This is a genomic window from Streptomyces sp. SudanB25_2051 (assembly GCF_964272635.1).
Taxonomy (GTDB): domain Bacteria; phylum Actinomycetota; class Actinomycetes; order Streptomycetales; family Streptomycetaceae; genus Streptomyces.
Genome location: NZ_OZ186787.1, coordinates 2,705,709 through 2,722,073, shown reverse-complemented (window position 1 = coordinate 2,722,073; position 16,365 = coordinate 2,705,709). Strand labels below are relative to the sequence as shown.

Genomic DNA, 16,365 nt, shown 5'->3' with positions numbered 1-16,365 from the left:
ACCGGGGCAGCGGCCTTCGGGGCAGCTGCCTTCGTGGGTCGCCACTCCTGCCCTGGTTCCGCGCCTCAGCGGAGCCAGGGCAGGTCGGCGTTCGGGTCCGAGGGCTCCAGCGCGTCGGCGACCACGCGCATGATCTCGCCGAGCTGGTCGACCTGCTCGGCCGTGAGCCGGTCGAACATGGCCTGCCGCACGGCCTCGACGTGGCCCGGCGCGCTGCGGCGGAGCACCTCGAAGCCCTCGTCCGTCAGATAGGCGTTCTGGCCCCGCTTGTCGGAGGGGCAGTCCTCGCGGCGCACCCAGCCGTTCTTCTCCAGGCGCGCGATGGCGTGCGAGAGCCGGGAGCGGGTGATCTTCGCGCCCTTCGCCAGTTCCGTCATCCGCATCCGGCGGCGGGGCGCCTGGGAGAGCTGGACGAGCAGTCCGTAGTAGATGTGCGGCATCCCCGCGTCGCGCTGGAGCTGCCGGTCGAGGTGGTCCTCCAGGAGCATGGTGGCGTGGACGTACGACCGCCAGACGCGCTGCTCGCGGTCGGTGAGCCAGCGCGGCTCGGGCGCGGGGCCCGATCCCGGTGCGCCATCGCCGTCGATGGATGCGGTGTTCATGCATCCACTCTACTTCTTCTTGAATCTTCAACTAACTCCCGCTACGGTGGGCCCCATGCAAGCTTGAAAGTTCAAGCTTGAGGTACCCGTGATGCGAAGAGGACCCGCCATGACCGACACCGTCACCGCCGGGCGGATGCCCGCCCTGTACCTCTCCCATGGCGCCCCGCCGCTCGCCGACGACCCCGTCTGGCCCGGCCAGCTCGCCGCGTGGGCCGCCGACCTGCCCCGGCCGAAGGCGGTCCTGATGGTGTCCGCCCACTGGGAGGAGGCCCCGCTCGCGCTCGGCGCCACCGAGGCGGTGCCGCTGGTGTACGACTTCTGGGGCTTCCCCGAGCACTACTACCGCGTCCGCTACCCGGCGCCCGGCGCCCCGGCGCTCGCCGAGGCGGTCCGCAAGCTGCTGCGCGCCCCCGGCATGCCCGTGCAGGACATCCCCGACCGGGGCCTGGACCACGGGGCGTACGTGCCGCTGGTGGAGATGTTTCCGGAGGCCGACATCCCGGTCCTCCAGGTCTCCCTGCCGACCCTCGACCCGACCCGGCTCATGGAACTCGGGCGCAGGCTGGCGCCGCTGCGCGACGAGGGCGTACTGATCGTCGGCAGCGGCTTCTTCACCCACAACCTGGCCGCGCTGCGGCAGGGCGGCATCCCGGCGTGGTCCGCCGAGTTCGACGAGTGGGGCCGCCGCGCCCTCGCCGAGCGGGATGTGGACGGCCTGCTGGACTTCCTGCACAAGGCGCCGGCGGGACGGCTCGCCCATCCGCGTACGGAGCACTTCGCGCCGCTGTTCGTGACGCTCGGCGCGGCGGACGCGGCGGGCGAACTGGACACGGGCCGGAGTGTGATCGACGGCTTCTGGATGGGCCTGGCGAAACGCTCCGTGCAGTTCGGCTGAGCGGAAACCGCCCCGCAGCGGGACCGGGCGCCCCGCAGCAGGACCGGGCGCCGAACCGCCCCGCAGCGGAAGGGGCATCGCGCCGCGGCGGGCCGGTACGCCGCTTTCTCGGGGCGTGGTGTTCAGCCGTCCTCGCGGTCGATCAGCTCGACGGCCCGCAGCGCGGCGGTCAGGGCCACCGGGTCGCCCACGTCGAGAGCGGTGTCGGCGAACTTGATGACGTGGTCGTCGCCGTGCGCGGCGGCCCGCTCGAACACCTCCTCGGCCGTCGGGGTGCCCGCCTCCTGCCCGGCCGTGTACGGCGCGGGGCCCGGCGGCGTGTACGCGGCCGTGACCGCCCCGCTCGCCGCCCAGGCCGCGCCGACGCTGGGCGCCCACAGCGCGCGGGGGAGCGCGGGCAGGGTGCGCAGCACGGCGTTGGGCGCGGTCGCCGCGTGGACCAGCATGACCGGCTCGCCGTGCGCGTGGGTGGCGTACCGGTGGGTGGCGGCGGTCACGAGCTCGGCCAGGCGGTCGCGCGCCGTCTCCGGCTCCATGCCGTCGGCGCCCCACCGGGGCAGGGCGGACAGCTGCGCCAGCCGGTGCCGGATGCCCGCCGACTGGTCGGGAACCGCCGGTACGGCGTCCAGGGCGGCCGCCGCGGTCGGCGCCGCGCCCAGGTCGGTGAGCGGCGGCAGCGGCTGGTGGCGGGCCGCCCAGTAGCCGAGGGCGTGTGCCAGCTCGGTCACCCGCGGCGCGGTCTCCTCGGAGGTCAGCAGCGTCCGTACGGCGTGGCCGACGCGGATCACCGGGTGGGTGGCGCCGCCCGCGATGCCGGGCAGCAGCCGGGGCCACCACTCGGCGAGCACGTCCCGCCAGGGCCGCTCGGCGGTCTCCCGCTCGAAGTGGTCCGCCCAGTCCGCGATGCGGGCCGGGTCGCCGAGCGCCTCACGCCAGTTCTCGGGCGTCACGCGCGCGTAGGGGGCGGGCATGTCCTCCAGCTTGTCCCGGTACGCGTCGATCCACCGGTGGACGCGCGGTGCGTGACCGTGCCGTACGAGGGCCTCGACCGCCATCGGCGCGTGGTTGCTGAGCCACCCCTGCCGTTCGGGTCCCGCGGCGTGCAGCCGCTCGAGCGCCTCGTCGAGCACCCCGGTCGTGTCAGCTGTGTGGTCGAAGTCGTCCATACCGGGGACCCTAGGGATGCCGGCGTGCGGCCGTAACGGCCTGAAGACCCAGCGCGGCCACCGCCCCGGACCTACGCCTCCGGCCGCCTCCCGGCCTACTCCTCAGGCCCCTGGCCTCCCGGCCGCTGTGCGGGCCCTCGAACGGTGATTCCCGGCCATCGGGCGGGGCTTCGGGAGCCGCGCCGGAACATTCCGGGGGGTCGCCCCGTTGTTCGGGGCAACCGCGCAAGCGCTGGAGCGGTCCTTCCCACCGTGGACGCCCGGACGTCCACGGGGGACAACGGGGCGACCACGAGGGGCGGGGCCGGTCGGGATGGGTACACCGTGACGCGTGTGACGGCCGTCTCACGCCACGGCGGCACGCGGAGCCGCGCGGACCGCCGAACCGGCCGCCGGCACCGTCCCTACCTGCGCTTCTGCCGTGTCGATCAGCGGACACCCTGCCTCGCGGGCCGCACAGGGTACTGCATGATCCGCGAAATTGATGGGCGGCATGGGAATTCTGTCCGGATTCCAGTCGTTGTTTCCGTCGGATGCAGGGCACCCGGAAGGGTGTCGCGACCTACTCAGTAAGGGAGCTCGCATGGCAACCCGTGCCGTCGCCCGTCCGGAGTCCGCCACCACCGGGACCGATCGGGCCAACAGCGTTCGCGCCGTGGGCGGGGAGATCGCCGACCGCGACCTGGTCGGCATGTACCTCGACGAGATCGCGCGCACGCCGCTGCTCGACGCCGCCAAGGAGGTCGAGCTGTCCCAGATCATCGAAGCCGGTGTCTACGCCCAGCAGATCCTGGACGGCGAGGTGGAGACCGACGCCGGTGGCGCGACCCGCGAGGAGCTGGAGCGCCTGGTCGCCGAGGGCGAGCGTGCGAAGGACGTCTTCATCCGCTCCAACCTGCGTCTGGTGGTCGCCGTGGCCCGGCGCTACCCGCGCAGCGGGCTGCCCCTGCTGGACCTGATCCAGGAGGGCAACGCCGGCCTGGTGCGCGCCGTGGAGAAGTTCGACTACACCAAGGGCTTCAAGTTCTCGACGTACGCGACGTGGTGGATCCGCCAGGCCATCACGCGGTCCATCGCGGACCAGTCGCGCACGATCCGGCTCCCCGTCCACCTGGTGGAGGAGCTGGGCCGCATCCGCCGTGTCCAGCGCGAGTTTAACCGCGAGCACGGCCGCGACCCGGAGCCCGCCGAGATCGCCGCGGAGCTGGGATCCACCCCCGAGCGCGTGACCGACGTGCTCGACTGGGCCCGCGACCCGGTGTCGCTGAACATGTCCGTGGACGACGCCGGTGAGACCCAGTTCGGCGACCTGCTGGAGGACACGTCGGCGGTGTCGCCCGAGCAGTCGGTGCTCACCCTGCTGCGCAGCGAGGAGCTCGACGACCTGATCGGCCGCCTCGACCACCGCACCGCCTCCATCATCCGGATGCGCTACGGCATCGAGGACGGCCGCGAGCGGACGCTCACGGAGGTCGGCAAGGAGCACGGCCTGACCCGCGAGCGCATCCGCCAGATCGAGAAGCACGCGCTGCTGGAGCTGAAGCGGATGGCCCGCGACACGGGCTTCGACGCGGCGGCGTAAGCCGGAAAGCCCCCGCCCTGCTTCCACAGAGGTGCGCGAGCCCACGGGCCGCGCCCCACAGACCCACCGTCCCGCCCGATTCCCCCCAGGGGCGGGACGGTGGCCACAGACCCGCAGCCCCCCGCCTCCCCCCCCCCGGCGAGGGGCTGCGGCCTGTCCGCGTCCGGGCCTCTTTCACCCCGGAACGCCGCTGCCTCCCTCCTTCCGTGATCTCCGGCCCGTCGGCGCAGCGGCACACCGCATGCCCGTTCATGCCCGCTTTTCTGCCCGAGTCTGTTTACTTCCTCCGATCCCGTCCGTACGGTGGTGTGGGAACCACAGGTTCGGTCATGAACGGATGTAAACGGACATGTACGCCCCGGAGCGCCAGCAGGCGATCCTCCGCCTCGCCCGTGAGGGCGGCCGCGTCGACGTGCTCTCCCTCGCCGACGAGTTCCAGGTCACCGCCGAGACCATCCGGCGCGACCTGAAGGCCCTCGACCGGGCCGGCCTCGTCCGCCGCGTCCACGGCGGCGCGATCCCCGCCGGCCGCCTCGACTTCGAACCGGACCTCGCGGAGCGCGAGTCGACCTCCGCCGACGAGAAGGACCGCATCGCGCGGGCCGCCCTCGCCGAACTGCCCGAGGACGGCAGCGTCATCCTCGACGCGGGCTCCACGGTCGGACGGATCGCCGCCGCCCTGCCGCCGGACCGCTCCCTCACCGTCGTCACCCACGCCCTCACCACCGCCGCGCGACTCGCCGACCATCCCGGCATCGCCCTCCACCTCGTCGGCGGCCGCGTCAGGCACCGCACCCGCGCCGCCGTGGACGCATGGGCACTGCGCTCATACGAAGAGGTCCGCGCGGACGTCGTGTTCATAGGGGCCAACGGCTTCTCCCTCGCCCACGGTCTCACCACTCCCGACCTCGCCGAAGCAGCCGTGAAGCGGGCCGTCGTCGCCGCCGGGCGCCGAGTGGTCCTCGTCGCGGACTCCGCCAAGCACGGCCAGGACCACTTCGCCCGCTTCGGCGACCTGACCGACGTCGACCTGCTCATCACCGACACGGGGCTCGACCCCCGGCACGCGGCCGCCATCGAGGCGGCGGGAACGGAAGTCGTACGCGCATGATCCTCACCGTCACCCCCAACCCCTCCCTGGACCGGACCTACGACATACCGGCCCTGGAGCGCGGCGAGGTGCTGCGGGCGACCGGCGAGCGCACCGACCCCGGCGGCAAGGGGGTCAATGTGTCGCGGGCCCTCACCGCGGCCGGCCACGCCACCCGCGCCGTCGTGCCCCTCGGGGGAGCCCCCGGCGCGCTCGTCGCCGAGCTGCTCGCGGCGCAGGGCATCGACGTCGTCCCCGTGCGGATCGGCGGGCACACCCGCTCCAATGTCGCCGTCGCCGAGCCCGACGGCACCCTCACCAAGATCAATTCTCCGGGTCCCAAGCTCACCCCCGGCGAGTCCGAGGCGCTCCTCGCGGCCGTCGGCGAGCACGCCACGGGAGCCGACTGGGTCGCCTGCTGCGGCAGCCTCCCCCGGGGCGTGGCGGACACCTGGTACGCCGACCTCGTCACCCGCGCCCACGGGCACGGCTCCCGCACGGCGCTCGACACGTCCGGCTCGTCGCTGCTGGTCGGCCTGCGCGGGCGGCCCGACGTGGTGAAGCCGAACGCGCGGGAGCTCGCCGAGGCGGTCGGCCGGCCCCTGTCGACCGTGGGCGACGCCGTGAAAGCCGCCGAGGAGCTGCGGGCCGCCGGCGCCGGCGCCGTGCTCGCCAGTCTCGGCGCGGACGGGCAGCTCCTCGTGTCGCCCGGCGGCGTCTGGTACGGCTACGCCCCGGTCGCCGCCGTCCGCAGCGACGTCGGCGCGGGCGACGCCTCCCTCGCCGGGTTCCTCGCCGCCGGGGGAGAGGGACCGGCCGCCCTGGCCGCCGCCGTCGCGCACGGCGCGGCCGCCGTGCGGCTGCCCGGCAGCCAGATGCCGGCCCCCGCCGATCTGGACCCGTCGGCGGTCACCGTCACCACCGACGTCCCCCTCGACCGCCCCCTCGCCCGCGCCACCACCGACTGACGAGCCCGAGCCCCGAGGAAGCCGCGATGAGCGACATGATCACAGCGGACCTGGTCGACCTGGACCTGGCCGCGCGGACCAAGCAGGCAGCGGCACGCTCGCTCGCCGAACGCATGGTGGCCCTCGGGCGCGTCACCGACCTGGACGGCTTCCTCGCCGACGTCGAGGCCCGCGAGGCCCAGATGCCGACCGGCCTCGACGGGGGCATCGGCATCCCGCACTGCCGCAGCGCCCATGTCGTGGAGCCGACCCTGGCGTTCGGCCGCGCGGCCCACGGCATCGACTTCGGGGCGGCGGACGGGCCCGCGGACCTGGTGTTCCTGATCGCCGCCCCCGCCGGCGCGGACGACGCGCACCTGGCCATCCTGTCGTCCCTGGCGCGCAGCCTGACCGACCCGGAGTTCACCGCCGCGCTCCGGGCGACGAACTCGGCGACGGCCGCCGCCGCGATGCTCCGAGGCGAAAAGCCGCCGCAGGCCGAACCCGAGGTGCCCGGGACGGGCGGCGAGTCGGCCGGAGGCCCGGCTTCCGAGGTGACCGCCGCGCCCGGCGGCGGAGCGCCGGCCGAGCCGTTCCGGATCGTCGCGGTGACCTCCTGCCCCACGGGCATCGCCCACACCTACATGGCCGCCCAGACGCTGGAACAGGCCGGGCGGGACGCCGGGGTGGAGATCAGCGTGGAGACCCAGGGCTCGGCCGGGTTCACCCGTCTCGACCCGGCCGTCGTCGCCGCCGCCGACGGCGTGATCCTCGCCCATGACGTCCCCGTGCGGGACCGCGAGCGGTTCGCGGGCAAGCCGACCGTCGACGTCGGGGTGAAGGCCGGTGTGAACCGCGCCGCCGACCTGATCGCCGAGGTCCGGGCGAAGGCCGCGCGCGGCGAGGCGACCGCCCCCGAGGACCAGGACGCCACCGCGCCGGCCCCGAACACCGCCACCGCGCCGGCCCCGGGCACCGCCCCCGCGCCGGCCCCGGGCACCGCCGCCCCGGTGGACCGGGGCGGCGAGCCCGGCGAGGGCTACGGGGCGCGGCTCCGGGCGTGGCTGATGTCCGGGGTCGGCTACATGGTCCCGTTCGTCGCCGCGGGCGGACTGCTCATGGCGCTGGGCTTCGCCGTCGGAGGCTGGGACATCGACAAGGCCCCGTCCGTGGCGGAGCACTTCGCGTGGGGGCAGGCCGACAGCTGGGCGGCGCTGATGTTCCAGACCGGCGGCCTGGCGTTCCAGTTCCTGGTCCCGGTCCTCGCGGGCTACATCGCGTACGGGATGGCGGACCGCCCCGGACTCGTGCCCGGTTTCGTGGGCGGCGCGGTGGCGCTCACCATCGACGCGGGCTTCCTCGGCGGACTGGCGGCCGGTCTGCTGGCGGGCGCGGTGGTGCGGGGCGTCCAGCGGCTCAGGGTGCCGTCCGCGCTGCGCGGGATCATGCCCGTCGTGGTCATCCCGCTCGTCGCGTCGGCGGTGGTCGGCTTCCTGATGTTCCTGGTGGTGGGCAAGCCGATCGCCGCCCTGCAGGGGGCGCTGACCGACTGGCTGGCCGGCCTCACGGGCGCGAACGCCGTCCTGCTGGGCGCGCTGCTGGGCCTGATGATGTGCTTCGACCTGGGTGGGCCGGTCAACAAGGTGGCGTACGCGTTCGCCGTGGGCGGGCTCACCACGCCGACCGACGGCTCCCTGAAGGTCATGGCCGCCGTGATGGCCGCGGGCATGGTGCCGCCCCTCGCCATGGCGCTGGCCACGACCGTGCGGGCCCGCCTGTTCACCAGGGCCGAGCGGGAGAACGGCAAGGCGGCGTGGGTGCTGGGCGCGTCGTTCATATCGGAGGGCGCGATACCGTTCGCGGCGGCCGATCCGCTGCGGGTCATCCCGTCCGTCATGGCGGGTGGAGCCGTCACGGGAGCGCTGTCGATGGCCTTCGAGGCGACCTTGCGGGCCCCGCACGGCGGCGTGTTCGTCGTCCCGCTGATCGGCAACCCGTTCCCGTACCTCGCGGCGGTCCTCGTCGGCACGGTGCTGAGCGCCGCCCTGGTGATCGCCCTCAAGAGCCACCGCGGGCGCCCCGCGGCGGGCGGGGATCCGTCGCCCTCCGCCACGGACCACAAGGTGGCGGTCACCGCCTGACGGGCGCGGGCGACGCGGGGCGAGGCCCGTACGTGCCGCGCCATCCAGGGCGCCCGGCCCCCGACCCCACCAGCCCCGGCCGCCAGTCCCGCGGACGCACCGCCGGGGGCCCTCAGCCCCGCGCCGGCCGCCGTCCAGTATCAACTGGGTCAGCCGCCGTCCAGGGCCAACCGGGCCAGCCGCCGTCCCAGGCCGAACCGCGTCGTCAGCCGTCCTCCAAGGCCAACCGCGCCAGCCGCCCTCCAGGGCCGGCGCCGGCCGCCGGCTCCCGGGACGCACCGCCCGGGACGGTCAGCCCCCGGGCTGCCTGCGCCGACCCAGACCGTGCCGTCCCGGGCGGCGGGCCCCGCTCAGGCGTCTGCCGCCTGCGCGGAGCCGGCCCGCCGACGGGTGTCGTCGCCGGCTCAGCGGGCGCGGGTCGCGCGGACCTCCATCGCCGCCCGTGCCGTGCGCTCGTCCTCGTAGACCTCGCACATGTGCCGGCCGTCCGGCGTCGCCGTGTGCTCGACCTCCCACACGCTCATCTCCGTCCCGTCCAGCAGCAGGAACGCGTGCTCGTACAGCGAGAAACCGGCGTCCCGGCCTCCCGCCACCCCGCACTGCCGCCCGAACACCTGCTGGATGTGGTGCGCGAACGCCCCGCGCAGCCGGGCGGCGACAGCCTCACCGGGCCGGTCGGCGTTCTCCGCGCGGCGCAGCACCCGGCGGGCGTGGTCCGCGGAGTTCTCCGGGACGTAGCGGCGCGGCGCCGGTGTGAAGGGCCGCACCAGCAGGGAGCTCAGCAGCTCCAGGTCCGCGTCCAGGTCGTCGTCCAGCGGATCGGCCCGCCCCACGGCGCAGGGCTGGCCGAACGCCGCCGACAGGCGTGCCGCCGCGAGCCGCACCTCGGCCTCGTCCGCGTACAGCTCGTGGTGGTCCCGGCCGTCCGCGCCCGTGTGGTGCACCAGCTCCCACAGCGTCAGCGAGTCGCCGTCCGCGAGCAGATACGTGTGCCGGTACGTCGCCCGGTGCAGGGCGGCGCTGTGGTGCGAGGAGTGCAGGGCGCTCGCGTGGGCCAGCGCGGAACGCAGCCGCTCGACCAGGGCATCGGGCAGGTCGAAGGAGTTGAGCGCCCGCCCCAGGAGCCGCTCGACATGCAGCTCCGTGGTCTCGTACGGATCGTTCCGATCGATCGGATCGTTCAAGAGGGTCTCCAGGCCGTCGCCGCGTGTTACTCGATGCTTGCTCAAGGTAGTGCCTCGGTGCGACAACGCGACCGGCTTCCGGGAAACGAAGGGCGCGCGAGGCGAGTTCCCGCGCGCCCCCCACCGGAGCCGTCAACGACCCGGCACACGCCCGATGTTCGAGCTGCCTGCGCCGTCCCGGCTCGGTCGCTCAGGTCCCGCGCAGACCGGGCAACGTGCCGTACAGGCCCCGGTATGACGGGAAGTCGCCACCTGGGCCGGACAGGGACTCCGCGGCCAGGACGGCCCGTACGATGGAACGCGCCACGACCTCCCCGGCCGCCGCCAGCACGGGGTTGAGCGCCAGCGGTTCGCGCCCCCGCGCGAGCGGGCGTGCGCCGGTCGCCAGGGCGAAGACCGTGTCCCCGTCGTTCAGCAGGTGCGCGGGCCGTATGGCGCGCGCGATGCCGTCGTGCGCCGCCCCCGCGACCTTCCGCGCCTCGGCCCTGGTCAGCTTCGCGTCCGTACCCACCACGACGAGTGTGGTGTTCATCAGCGGCGTACGGCTCCGCTCACGCGCCTGGGCCAGCCGCAGCGAGGCCGCCGCGTGCACGTCGGGCGCCGGGTGCGCCGGCCGTCCCGGTGCGCCGTCCGCCGCGAAGACCGGATCGCCGTACGCCCCGTAGAGGACACCCGTCGACGGGTCGAACGGCGAACCCACCGCGTTCACCACCACCAGTGCGGCCACCGTCACCCCGGAGCCCGCCAGCACCGTCCCGGCCGTGCCGACCCCGCCGCGCAGCCCACCCGCGACCGCGCCCGTGCCGGCGCCCACGTTCCCGCACTCCACCGGGGCGTACGGCTCCGTCGCCGCGGCCGCCTCCACCGCTGCCCGCCCGGTCGCCGCGTCGGGCCTGGCCCGCCAGTCGCCGCCCCGCCCCAGGTCGAAGACGCACGCGGCGGGCACCACCGGCACCACCTGGCCGGGCGCCGGCCCCACGCGGACGCCGCGGTCCCGTTCCTCCAGCCACGCCATCACGCCACCGGCCGCCTCCAGCCCGTACGCGCTGCCGCCCGTGAGGACGACGGCGTCGATCCGGTCGACCAGATTGCTCGGGTCCAGCGCGTCCGTCTCCCGCGTCCCCGGCCCGCCGCCGCGCACGTCCACGGCCGCGACGGCGCCGCCCTCCGGCGCGAGCACCACCGTCGTCCCGCTCAGTGCCCGCTCGCCGTGCAGCCGCGCGTGCCCCACCCGCAGCCCCGCCACATCCGTCAGCCCGCCCACCGACGCCCAGGAGTCCATCCCCCCTGCCTAGCACGGCCGCCCCCGCCCCGGCACCCCCTGGTCCAGCCCTCCCGGCCCGGGCACGCCCTGGCGGCGGCCCGCCCCTACCAGTGGTTGCGTTCGTCGGCCGCTGCCCCCGTGCGGCCGCCCCCGTGGGCCGTCAGGGCCACCCCCGTCGCCACCGCGGCCGCCGCCACCAGGCCCGCGGCGGGAACCGCCCAGTCACCGGCGAAGGTGCAGAGCAGCACCCCCAGCGCGGCCGCCGGCAGCACCACCTGCTGGGCGATGCCCACCTTGAAGTAGCGGGCGTGCAGCACCCACACCAGCAGCAGGTACAGCGCCGAGGGCATGGTCACGGCGGCGGCAGCGGCCGTGGCGGAGATGTGCGCCTTGCCCACCGCGTGCTCCACGGCGACCTCCAGGCCCGCGCCGATCGCCGCCGCCGAGGAGAAGATCAGATAGTGCCCGTATCCCCAGATGAAGCCCTCCTTGCTGGAGCGCAGCCGGGAGTGGGCCGGGACGACGAAATACACCCACCACGCGGCGAACACCAGCAGGAGTCCGCCCGCCGCGATCGGCATCAGCTCGTCCAGCGCGTCGTTCTCCTCGACGCCCGACTTCACCGCCACCGTCGCCGCCGCGATCGTCTCGCCCAGGACGATGATGGTGAACAGCCCGTACCGCTCCGCGATGTGGTGCGGGTGCCAGCTGGTCGGAAGCCGCCGCTCCGCCCACACGGGCACCGCCAGCTCCAGGAGTGCCATCACGAGGAACACCCACGGTCTGACCCCCTCGGGCGCGAACAGCAGCGCGCTCCAGCCGGCCTGGCAGGCGAGCACCCCGCCCGCGTACCGCATCGACGTCGCCCGCTCCGGGCCCGACGCGTGCCGGGCGGCGCGCAGCCACTGCACGACGAGCGCGAGCCGCATCACCACATAGCCGAGCCACACCAGCAGGAAGTCATGGCCCTCGAACGCCTCCGACACCCCGGCGGCGAGCACCAGGACCCCGGCGATCTGCACCAGCGTCACGACGCGGTACAAGGCGTCGTCGTTGTCGTAGGCCGAGGCGAACCAGGTGAAGTTCATCCACGCCCACCAGATCGCGAAGAAGACCATCGCGTAGTCGAGGACGCCCTGGTCCGCGTGCCCTTCGGCGACGGCGTGCACCAGACCGATGCCCGCCTGGGCGACCGCCACGACGAAGCAGAGGTCGAAGAAGAGCTCAAGGGGTGTCGCGGCGCGGTGCTGCTGGTGGCGGTCGCGCGACACCAGCGGGCGCAGAGGCCGCGCGTGGGGTGCCGGGTCGTGTGTCATCGCCCCAGCACAGCAGAGGCGGGGCGGCGCCGGCGGCTGTGACCCGCCACGCCGTGACCCGTGTCGGCGGCGGGCCGGGGGCGGACGGCGCCGGCGGCGGTGCGGCGTACGCTGAACGTATGAGTACCGCCCCCGCCCCCGGCCCGCGCGCTTCGGAGAACCGGCCCGAGTCCGAGAAGAAGAAGCCCGTGCTGGACTTCGACGATCCGCTGGACCAGCAGTCCGCGGACGATACGGACCGCGGGTGGGGCGAGCGGGCTCCCGGTGGGGACGGCGCGGCCGACGACCTGGCCCGCTTCCTCGACGAGAAGCCGCCCCACCACATCTGAGCCGTCGACGCGGGCCGTGTCGGCGCGGTCCGCGTCTGGGCGGGCCGCCCTACGGGGTGCGGACGCCCGTCCCGGCGGCGGACTCGTCGCCGCGCTGGCGGACGAGCGCGTCGCGGATGTCCTTCAGCACGTCCAGCTCGGTGATCTCCACATCGTCCTGGCCGCCGTGCAGCTCCTTCTCGCGGGCCGCCTTGCGGGCCAGGTACTTGGCCATCGGCAGCACCATCAGGAAGTACACGACCGCGGCCGTGATCAGGAAGCTCAGCGTGGCGCTGAGCACCGAGCCCCACAGGATGGCCACACCGCTGGTGACCTCGCCGTTCTGCACGACACAGGGGCCCTTGAGGCAGGACTGATAGACGTCCAGGTTCTTCGTGCCGAAGGCGCCGACGAGCGGGCTGATGACGCCCTTCACGATCGAGTTGACGATGTTGGTGAAGGCGGCACCGATGACGACGGCCACCGCCAGATCCACCACGTTCCCCCGCATGAGGAACGCCTTGAAGCCTTCCAGCAGGCTCGTCTTGTTCTCCTGGCTCACCTGGGTGCCTTTCGTCGCGTGTGCAGTGGGCGCAGTCATTACGCCGTGCGCGGCACGGGACCGTCCAATCGGTACACACGGACCGGTGACGGCACTGTCCGTACGTGCGAGTCAGCACAGGACCACCGCCAGCCGCGAGGTGGCGGCCGCGGCGACGAGGCCCGCGGCGGCCGTACGCGGCACGGCCAGCACCAGCAGCGCACCGCCACTCTGCCCCGCGTCGCCCCACGCGTCCAGAGGATCCGGAGGATTGCCCTCCCCTCCCATCGCCGGTACGGATCCGTCCCCTTCCCCGGCCGGTACGGACCCCACGCCGTCGGTCGAGGCGTCCCAGGGGCGCGCGGAGCCCTCGGCTGCTCCCGAAGCCCCGCCCGGTCGCTGACCCGCGCCGGGTACGGCCCTCACCCTGGCCCCCGTCGCCACCACCCGCGCGGCGGGCCCGCCGTCATCCGCCGCCGTCCCGGCCGGGGCGAACGGGACGGCGATCACGTCCACCCGGTCACCGGGCCGCAGCAGCCGTACGGTCGCCCCGTCCGCGATGCGCACCGGCACGGCGACCACGTCGGGCGACGCCCGCCGTCCCGGACGGGGAGCGCCCACCGGGGTCGCGGCCGAGCCGGGCGGAGCCGCCCGCACGGCGACCGGATCCACCACCCGCCGCGCCTCCGGGCCCGCGCCGGACCCCGCCTCGCGCAGACCGGAGGCGGCCAGCGCCGCGGCCGTCATCGCCAGCCCGGCCGCGGCGGCGCGCCGCCGGTTCCACGCCGTACGCCGTAACCGGAACCGCCCGTCCCGTACCCGTAACGGCGCGAACTGCGGCACCGCGCTTGTCTCCGGCACGTACGACGCCGGAGGTCCGGACGCGGAACGGCCCGGCGGGGCCGACGGCAAGGGCGCCCGCGACGGACCGGACGAAGGCGAAGCGGAAGGGGAAGGAGAGAGGGAGGAGGGCATCTGGGCATGCGCACGGGACGCCATGGCTCACCGCCTGTCGTGAGGACCGTCGCCGGCCGGGTGCCGACGCACCTCACCATCGCGCTTTTCCGCCCACTCCGCCCGGCCCTGTGGACAGCGCTGCGCCCTGTGGAAAACCCCGTCACACGGGGGAGTGAGCAGCCCCGCTCACGGCAGGTCCTGCTCCGCCCACACCACCTTCCCGCCGGGTGTCCGGCAGGATCCCCAGCGGCGGCACAGCGTGTTGATCAGTTGCAGGCCGCGCCCGCCCTCCGCGCTGAGCTCGGCGTGCTGGATCTGCGGCAGGTCGGGCCCGTTGTCCGACACCTCCACGCACAGCCTGCTGTGGCGCAGGAGCCGCAGACTGCCCGGCCCGCCCCCGTACCGCAGGGCGTTGCCGACGAGCTCGCTGACGACCAGCTCCATGATGTCGGTCAGGTCGGCGAGCTCCCACTCCTCGAGCTGGGTCCGCACCAGCCTGCGCGCGGTCCTCGCGGCGGTGCCGTCGGCGGGCAGCGCCCACTCGCGCATCATCCCGTCCGCCAGGGCCTGCGGCTCCGCCGCGAGCATGATCGCGTCGTCGAACCGCCGCCCTTCCCCGTCGGCCGTCCGCGTCCAGATCGCGTCGAACGCGTCGGAGAACGGCGGCTGCGGACCCGAGGCGGCGACGCGCAGGGTGTCCAGCCACACGCCGGCATCGGTGGTGCGGTTCTTGATCAGGCCGTCCGTGCACATCATGATCCGGCTGCCGGGCGGCGCCTCCACGGTCACCGGGTCGTACGGGATGACCCCGGCGCCCAGGGGAGCGCCCACGGCCACGTCCACGAATTCGGCGTTCCCCGCCGGGTCGATCAGCAGCGGCGGCAGATGCCCGGCGCTGGCCACGCGGTACGTCCCGAGGGCCGGGTCGTACAGGACGCACAGGCAGGTGGCGACCTGGTCCTCCTCCAGGTCGCGGGCCGCGAGGTCCAGGCGGGCCAGCACCCGTTCGGGTGAGACGTCCAGGTTCAGCAGGGTCCGGGCGACCGAGCGCAGCCGGCCCATGGTGGCGGCGGCCTCCAGGCCGTGCGCCATCACGTCGCCGACCACCAGGGCGGTCCGGCCGCCCGGGAGGGGCACGATGTCGAACCAGTCGCCTCCCACTCCGCTGGGGTCGACGGCGGGGCGGTAGCTCGACGCGACCTCCAGCCCCAGGGTGGGCGGGGCGGCCTTCGGCAGCAGCGCGCGCTGCAGCGTGACGACCGTCTCGCGCTCCCGGCCGTAGAGCCGGGCGTTGTCGAGCAGCACGGCGGCCTTCGACGCCAGCTGGCCCGCCAGCGCCATGTCGGCGGGCGTGAAGGCGGGGCGGCCGGCGCAGCGGATGAAGTCGGCGATGCCGATCAGCACGCCGCGCGAGATGAGCGGCACGACCATGTAGCTGTGGACGCCCGCCTCCTTCAGGAGCCGGGCCGCGTGCGGGGTCGGGGCGATGCTCTCGTACTGGTCCGGGGCGATGTGCCGCACCAGGTGGGCGCGGCCGGTCACCAGGCACCGGTGGGGCAGCTTCGGTGCCGGATGGAGGGTGGACAGCTCACCGACCGGGTCGGGTTCGAGATGGGCGAGCCGGTCGATCGCGGACACCGCCATCGCGCGGGCGAGCGGGACCTTGGACCCGGTCGGCCGGCTCGCCCCGCCGCCGCGCAGCACCGATTCCAGCAGGTCGACGGCGGCCCCGTCGGCGAGGGTGGGCACCATGAAGTCGGCCAGTTCCTGGGCGGTGCGCTGGAGGTCGAGGGTGGTCCCGATCCGGGAGTCCGCCTCGTTCAGCCATGCCAGGCGGCGCGCGTCGGCCAGCGTCGTGACCGTGTGCACGGCACGCCGGAACGTTTCACCGAGCCGCTCGAGCCCTGACATGCCGGCCACGCGGGTCCGAGCGAGGGGGGCCATGCAGTGCACCTCCGTTGTGGGTCAGCTCCGCGGTGACACTCCGATTCTGCTCTCGTGCGCGTCTCACAGCCTTCCGGCCGTGCCGTGCGGGGAGCGGGCCCGCCCGCCGGGAGCGCTCGCGCGGCCGGCCCGGCAGGCGTTCGGGAGATCCACCGGCAGGTCGCGGACGCTACCCGCCCACAGCGGAAGCCCGCTACCGGTTGTGCGGTCCTTGCCGTGCGCCGCCACCGTCCGGACCCCGCGGCGGGCACGGCTCACGGACGTGTGCGGGAGCGCCGGCGCACCGGCGCAGACCCCCGGCCACGCCCCGGCGGATCGGCGCAGGCCCCCGACCACGTGTCGGCCGGACCGGCGCATACGCGCAGGCAGAGGGACCCCGCATCGGCAGACCGGCGTATACGCACAGGCCCGGCGGACTCCGCACC

General features: G+C 74.7%; 14 protein-coding genes. 6 read left to right on the top strand and 8 right to left on the bottom strand.

What is annotated here, in order from left to right:
• Window positions 1–65 precede the first annotated feature (65 nt).
• Window positions 66–602 (bottom strand): MarR family winged helix-turn-helix transcriptional regulator, encoded by a 537-nt coding sequence (locus tag ACSUPT_RS12005; RefSeq protein WP_351964402.1) that lies wholly within the window; start codon window positions 600–602, stop codon window positions 66–68.
• A 109-nt stretch (window positions 603–711) separates the two neighbouring features.
• On the opposite strand from ACSUPT_RS12005, the gene ACSUPT_RS12000 reads away from it, so the two are divergent.
• Window positions 712–1,500, top strand: coding sequence for a dioxygenase family protein (locus tag ACSUPT_RS12000; RefSeq protein ID WP_351964401.1), 789 nt, complete (start codon window positions 712–714; stop codon window positions 1,498–1,500).
• Window positions 1,501–1,622: 122 nt separating this feature from the next.
• On the opposite strand, the gene ACSUPT_RS11995 is transcribed toward ACSUPT_RS12000, so the two are convergent.
• Window positions 1,623–2,666 (bottom strand): questin oxidase family protein, encoded by a 1,044-nt coding sequence (locus ACSUPT_RS11995; protein WP_399218916.1) that lies wholly within the window; start codon window positions 2,664–2,666, stop codon window positions 1,623–1,625.
• 583 nt (window positions 2,667–3,249) lie between these two features.
• Between ACSUPT_RS11995 and ACSUPT_RS11990 the strand changes: the two genes are divergently transcribed.
• From ACSUPT_RS11990 to ACSUPT_RS11975, 4 genes are all read left to right on the top strand, one after another.
• Complete coding sequence (locus tag ACSUPT_RS11990; protein ID WP_351964399.1) at window positions 3,250–4,248, top strand: sigma-70 family RNA polymerase sigma factor; 999 nt, start codon at window positions 3,250–3,252, stop codon at window positions 4,246–4,248.
• Between the two features lie 349 nt (window positions 4,249–4,597).
• Entirely contained in the window at window positions 4,598–5,359 is a 762-nt protein-coding gene (locus ACSUPT_RS11985; protein ID WP_361655558.1) for a DeoR/GlpR family DNA-binding transcription regulator, read from the top strand.
• Window positions 5,356–6,306, top strand: a complete 951-nt coding sequence (gene pfkB, locus ACSUPT_RS11980; RefSeq protein WP_436944236.1) for a 1-phosphofructokinase — start codon at window positions 5,356–5,358, stop codon at window positions 6,304–6,306. The genes ACSUPT_RS11985 and pfkB overlap by 4 nt, the downstream gene beginning before the upstream one ends.
• A 26-nt stretch (window positions 6,307–6,332) precedes the next feature.
• Window positions 6,333–8,426: a PTS fructose transporter subunit IIABC gene (locus tag ACSUPT_RS11975; RefSeq protein WP_436944235.1), complete on the top strand. Its 2,094-nt coding sequence runs from the start codon at window positions 6,333–6,335 to the stop codon at window positions 8,424–8,426.
• 404 nt (window positions 8,427–8,830) lie between these two features.
• On the opposite strand, the gene ACSUPT_RS11970 is transcribed toward ACSUPT_RS11975, so the two are convergent.
• From ACSUPT_RS11970 to ACSUPT_RS11960, 3 genes are all read right to left on the bottom strand, one after another.
• Window positions 8,831–9,610: a DUF6227 family protein gene (locus ACSUPT_RS11970; RefSeq protein ID WP_351964395.1), complete on the bottom strand. Its 780-nt coding sequence runs from the start codon at window positions 9,608–9,610 to the stop codon at window positions 8,831–8,833.
• 190 nt (window positions 9,611–9,800) lie between these two features.
• Window positions 9,801–10,892 carry a P1 family peptidase gene (locus ACSUPT_RS11965; protein WP_361655567.1) on the bottom strand — a complete coding sequence of 364 codons (1,092 nt, stop codon included), beginning with the start codon at window positions 10,890–10,892 and terminating at the stop codon, window positions 9,801–9,803.
• Window positions 10,893–10,978: 86 nt separating this feature from the next.
• Window positions 10,979–12,190, bottom strand: a complete 1,212-nt coding sequence (locus ACSUPT_RS11960) for a low temperature requirement protein A (protein WP_436944234.1) — start codon at window positions 12,188–12,190, stop codon at window positions 10,979–10,981.
• Window positions 12,191–12,309: 119 nt separating this feature from the next.
• Between ACSUPT_RS11960 and ACSUPT_RS11955 the strand changes: the two genes are divergently transcribed.
• Entirely contained in the window at window positions 12,310–12,519 is a 210-nt protein-coding gene (locus tag ACSUPT_RS11955) for a hypothetical protein (RefSeq protein WP_351964392.1), read from the top strand.
• 49 nt (window positions 12,520–12,568) lie between these two features.
• On the opposite strand, the gene mscL is transcribed toward ACSUPT_RS11955, so the two are convergent.
• The 3 genes from mscL to ACSUPT_RS11940 all read right to left on the bottom strand — a co-directional run bounded on the left by mscL (window position 12,569) and on the right by ACSUPT_RS11940 (window position 15,907).
• The gene (gene mscL, locus ACSUPT_RS11950) at window positions 12,569–13,060 is read right to left on the bottom strand and encodes a large conductance mechanosensitive channel protein MscL (RefSeq protein ID WP_351964391.1); all 492 of its coding nucleotides are present in this window, start codon (window positions 13,058–13,060) and stop codon (window positions 12,569–12,571) included.
• A 111-nt stretch (window positions 13,061–13,171) separates the two neighbouring features.
• The gene (locus ACSUPT_RS11945; RefSeq protein WP_436944233.1) at window positions 13,172–13,900 is read right to left on the bottom strand and encodes a hypothetical protein; all 729 of its coding nucleotides are present in this window, start codon (window positions 13,898–13,900) and stop codon (window positions 13,172–13,174) included.
• Between the two features lie 282 nt (window positions 13,901–14,182).
• A complete protein-coding gene (locus ACSUPT_RS11940; protein ID WP_436944232.1) occupies window positions 14,183–15,907 on the bottom strand; it encodes an ATP-binding SpoIIE family protein phosphatase in 1,725 nt (574 codons plus the stop codon).
• Window positions 15,908–16,365: the final 458 nt, after the last annotated feature.

Excerpts from the sequence above, each read along its gene's own strand:
- ACSUPT_RS12005 (WP_351964402.1), bottom strand. The coding sequence starts at position 602 with ATGAACACCGCATCCATCGACGGCGATGGCGCACCGGGATCGGGCCCC.
- ACSUPT_RS12000 (WP_351964401.1), top strand. The coding sequence starts at position 712 with ATGACCGACACCGTCACCGCCGGGCGGATGCCCGCCCTGTACCTCTCC.
- ACSUPT_RS11995 (WP_399218916.1), bottom strand. The coding sequence starts at position 2,666 with ATGGACGACTTCGACCACACAGCTGACACGACCGGGGTGCTCGACGAG.
- ACSUPT_RS11990 (WP_351964399.1), top strand. The coding sequence starts at position 3,250 with ATGGCAACCCGTGCCGTCGCCCGTCCGGAGTCCGCCACCACCGGGACC.
- ACSUPT_RS11985 (WP_361655558.1), top strand. The coding sequence starts at position 4,598 with ATGTACGCCCCGGAGCGCCAGCAGGCGATCCTCCGCCTCGCCCGTGAG.
- pfkB (WP_436944236.1), top strand. The coding sequence starts at position 5,356 with ATGATCCTCACCGTCACCCCCAACCCCTCCCTGGACCGGACCTACGAC.
- ACSUPT_RS11975 (WP_436944235.1), top strand. The coding sequence starts at position 6,333 with ATGAGCGACATGATCACAGCGGACCTGGTCGACCTGGACCTGGCCGCG.
- ACSUPT_RS11965 (WP_361655567.1), bottom strand. The coding sequence starts at position 10,892 with ATGGACTCCTGGGCGTCGGTGGGCGGGCTGACGGATGTGGCGGGGCTG.
- ACSUPT_RS11960 (WP_436944234.1), bottom strand. The coding sequence starts at position 12,190 with ATGACACACGACCCGGCACCCCACGCGCGGCCTCTGCGCCCGCTGGTG.
- ACSUPT_RS11955 (WP_351964392.1), top strand. The coding sequence starts at position 12,310 with ATGAGTACCGCCCCCGCCCCCGGCCCGCGCGCTTCGGAGAACCGGCCC.
- ACSUPT_RS11940 (WP_436944232.1), bottom strand. The coding sequence starts at position 15,907 with ATGTCAGGGCTCGAGCGGCTCGGTGAAACGTTCCGGCGTGCCGTGCAC.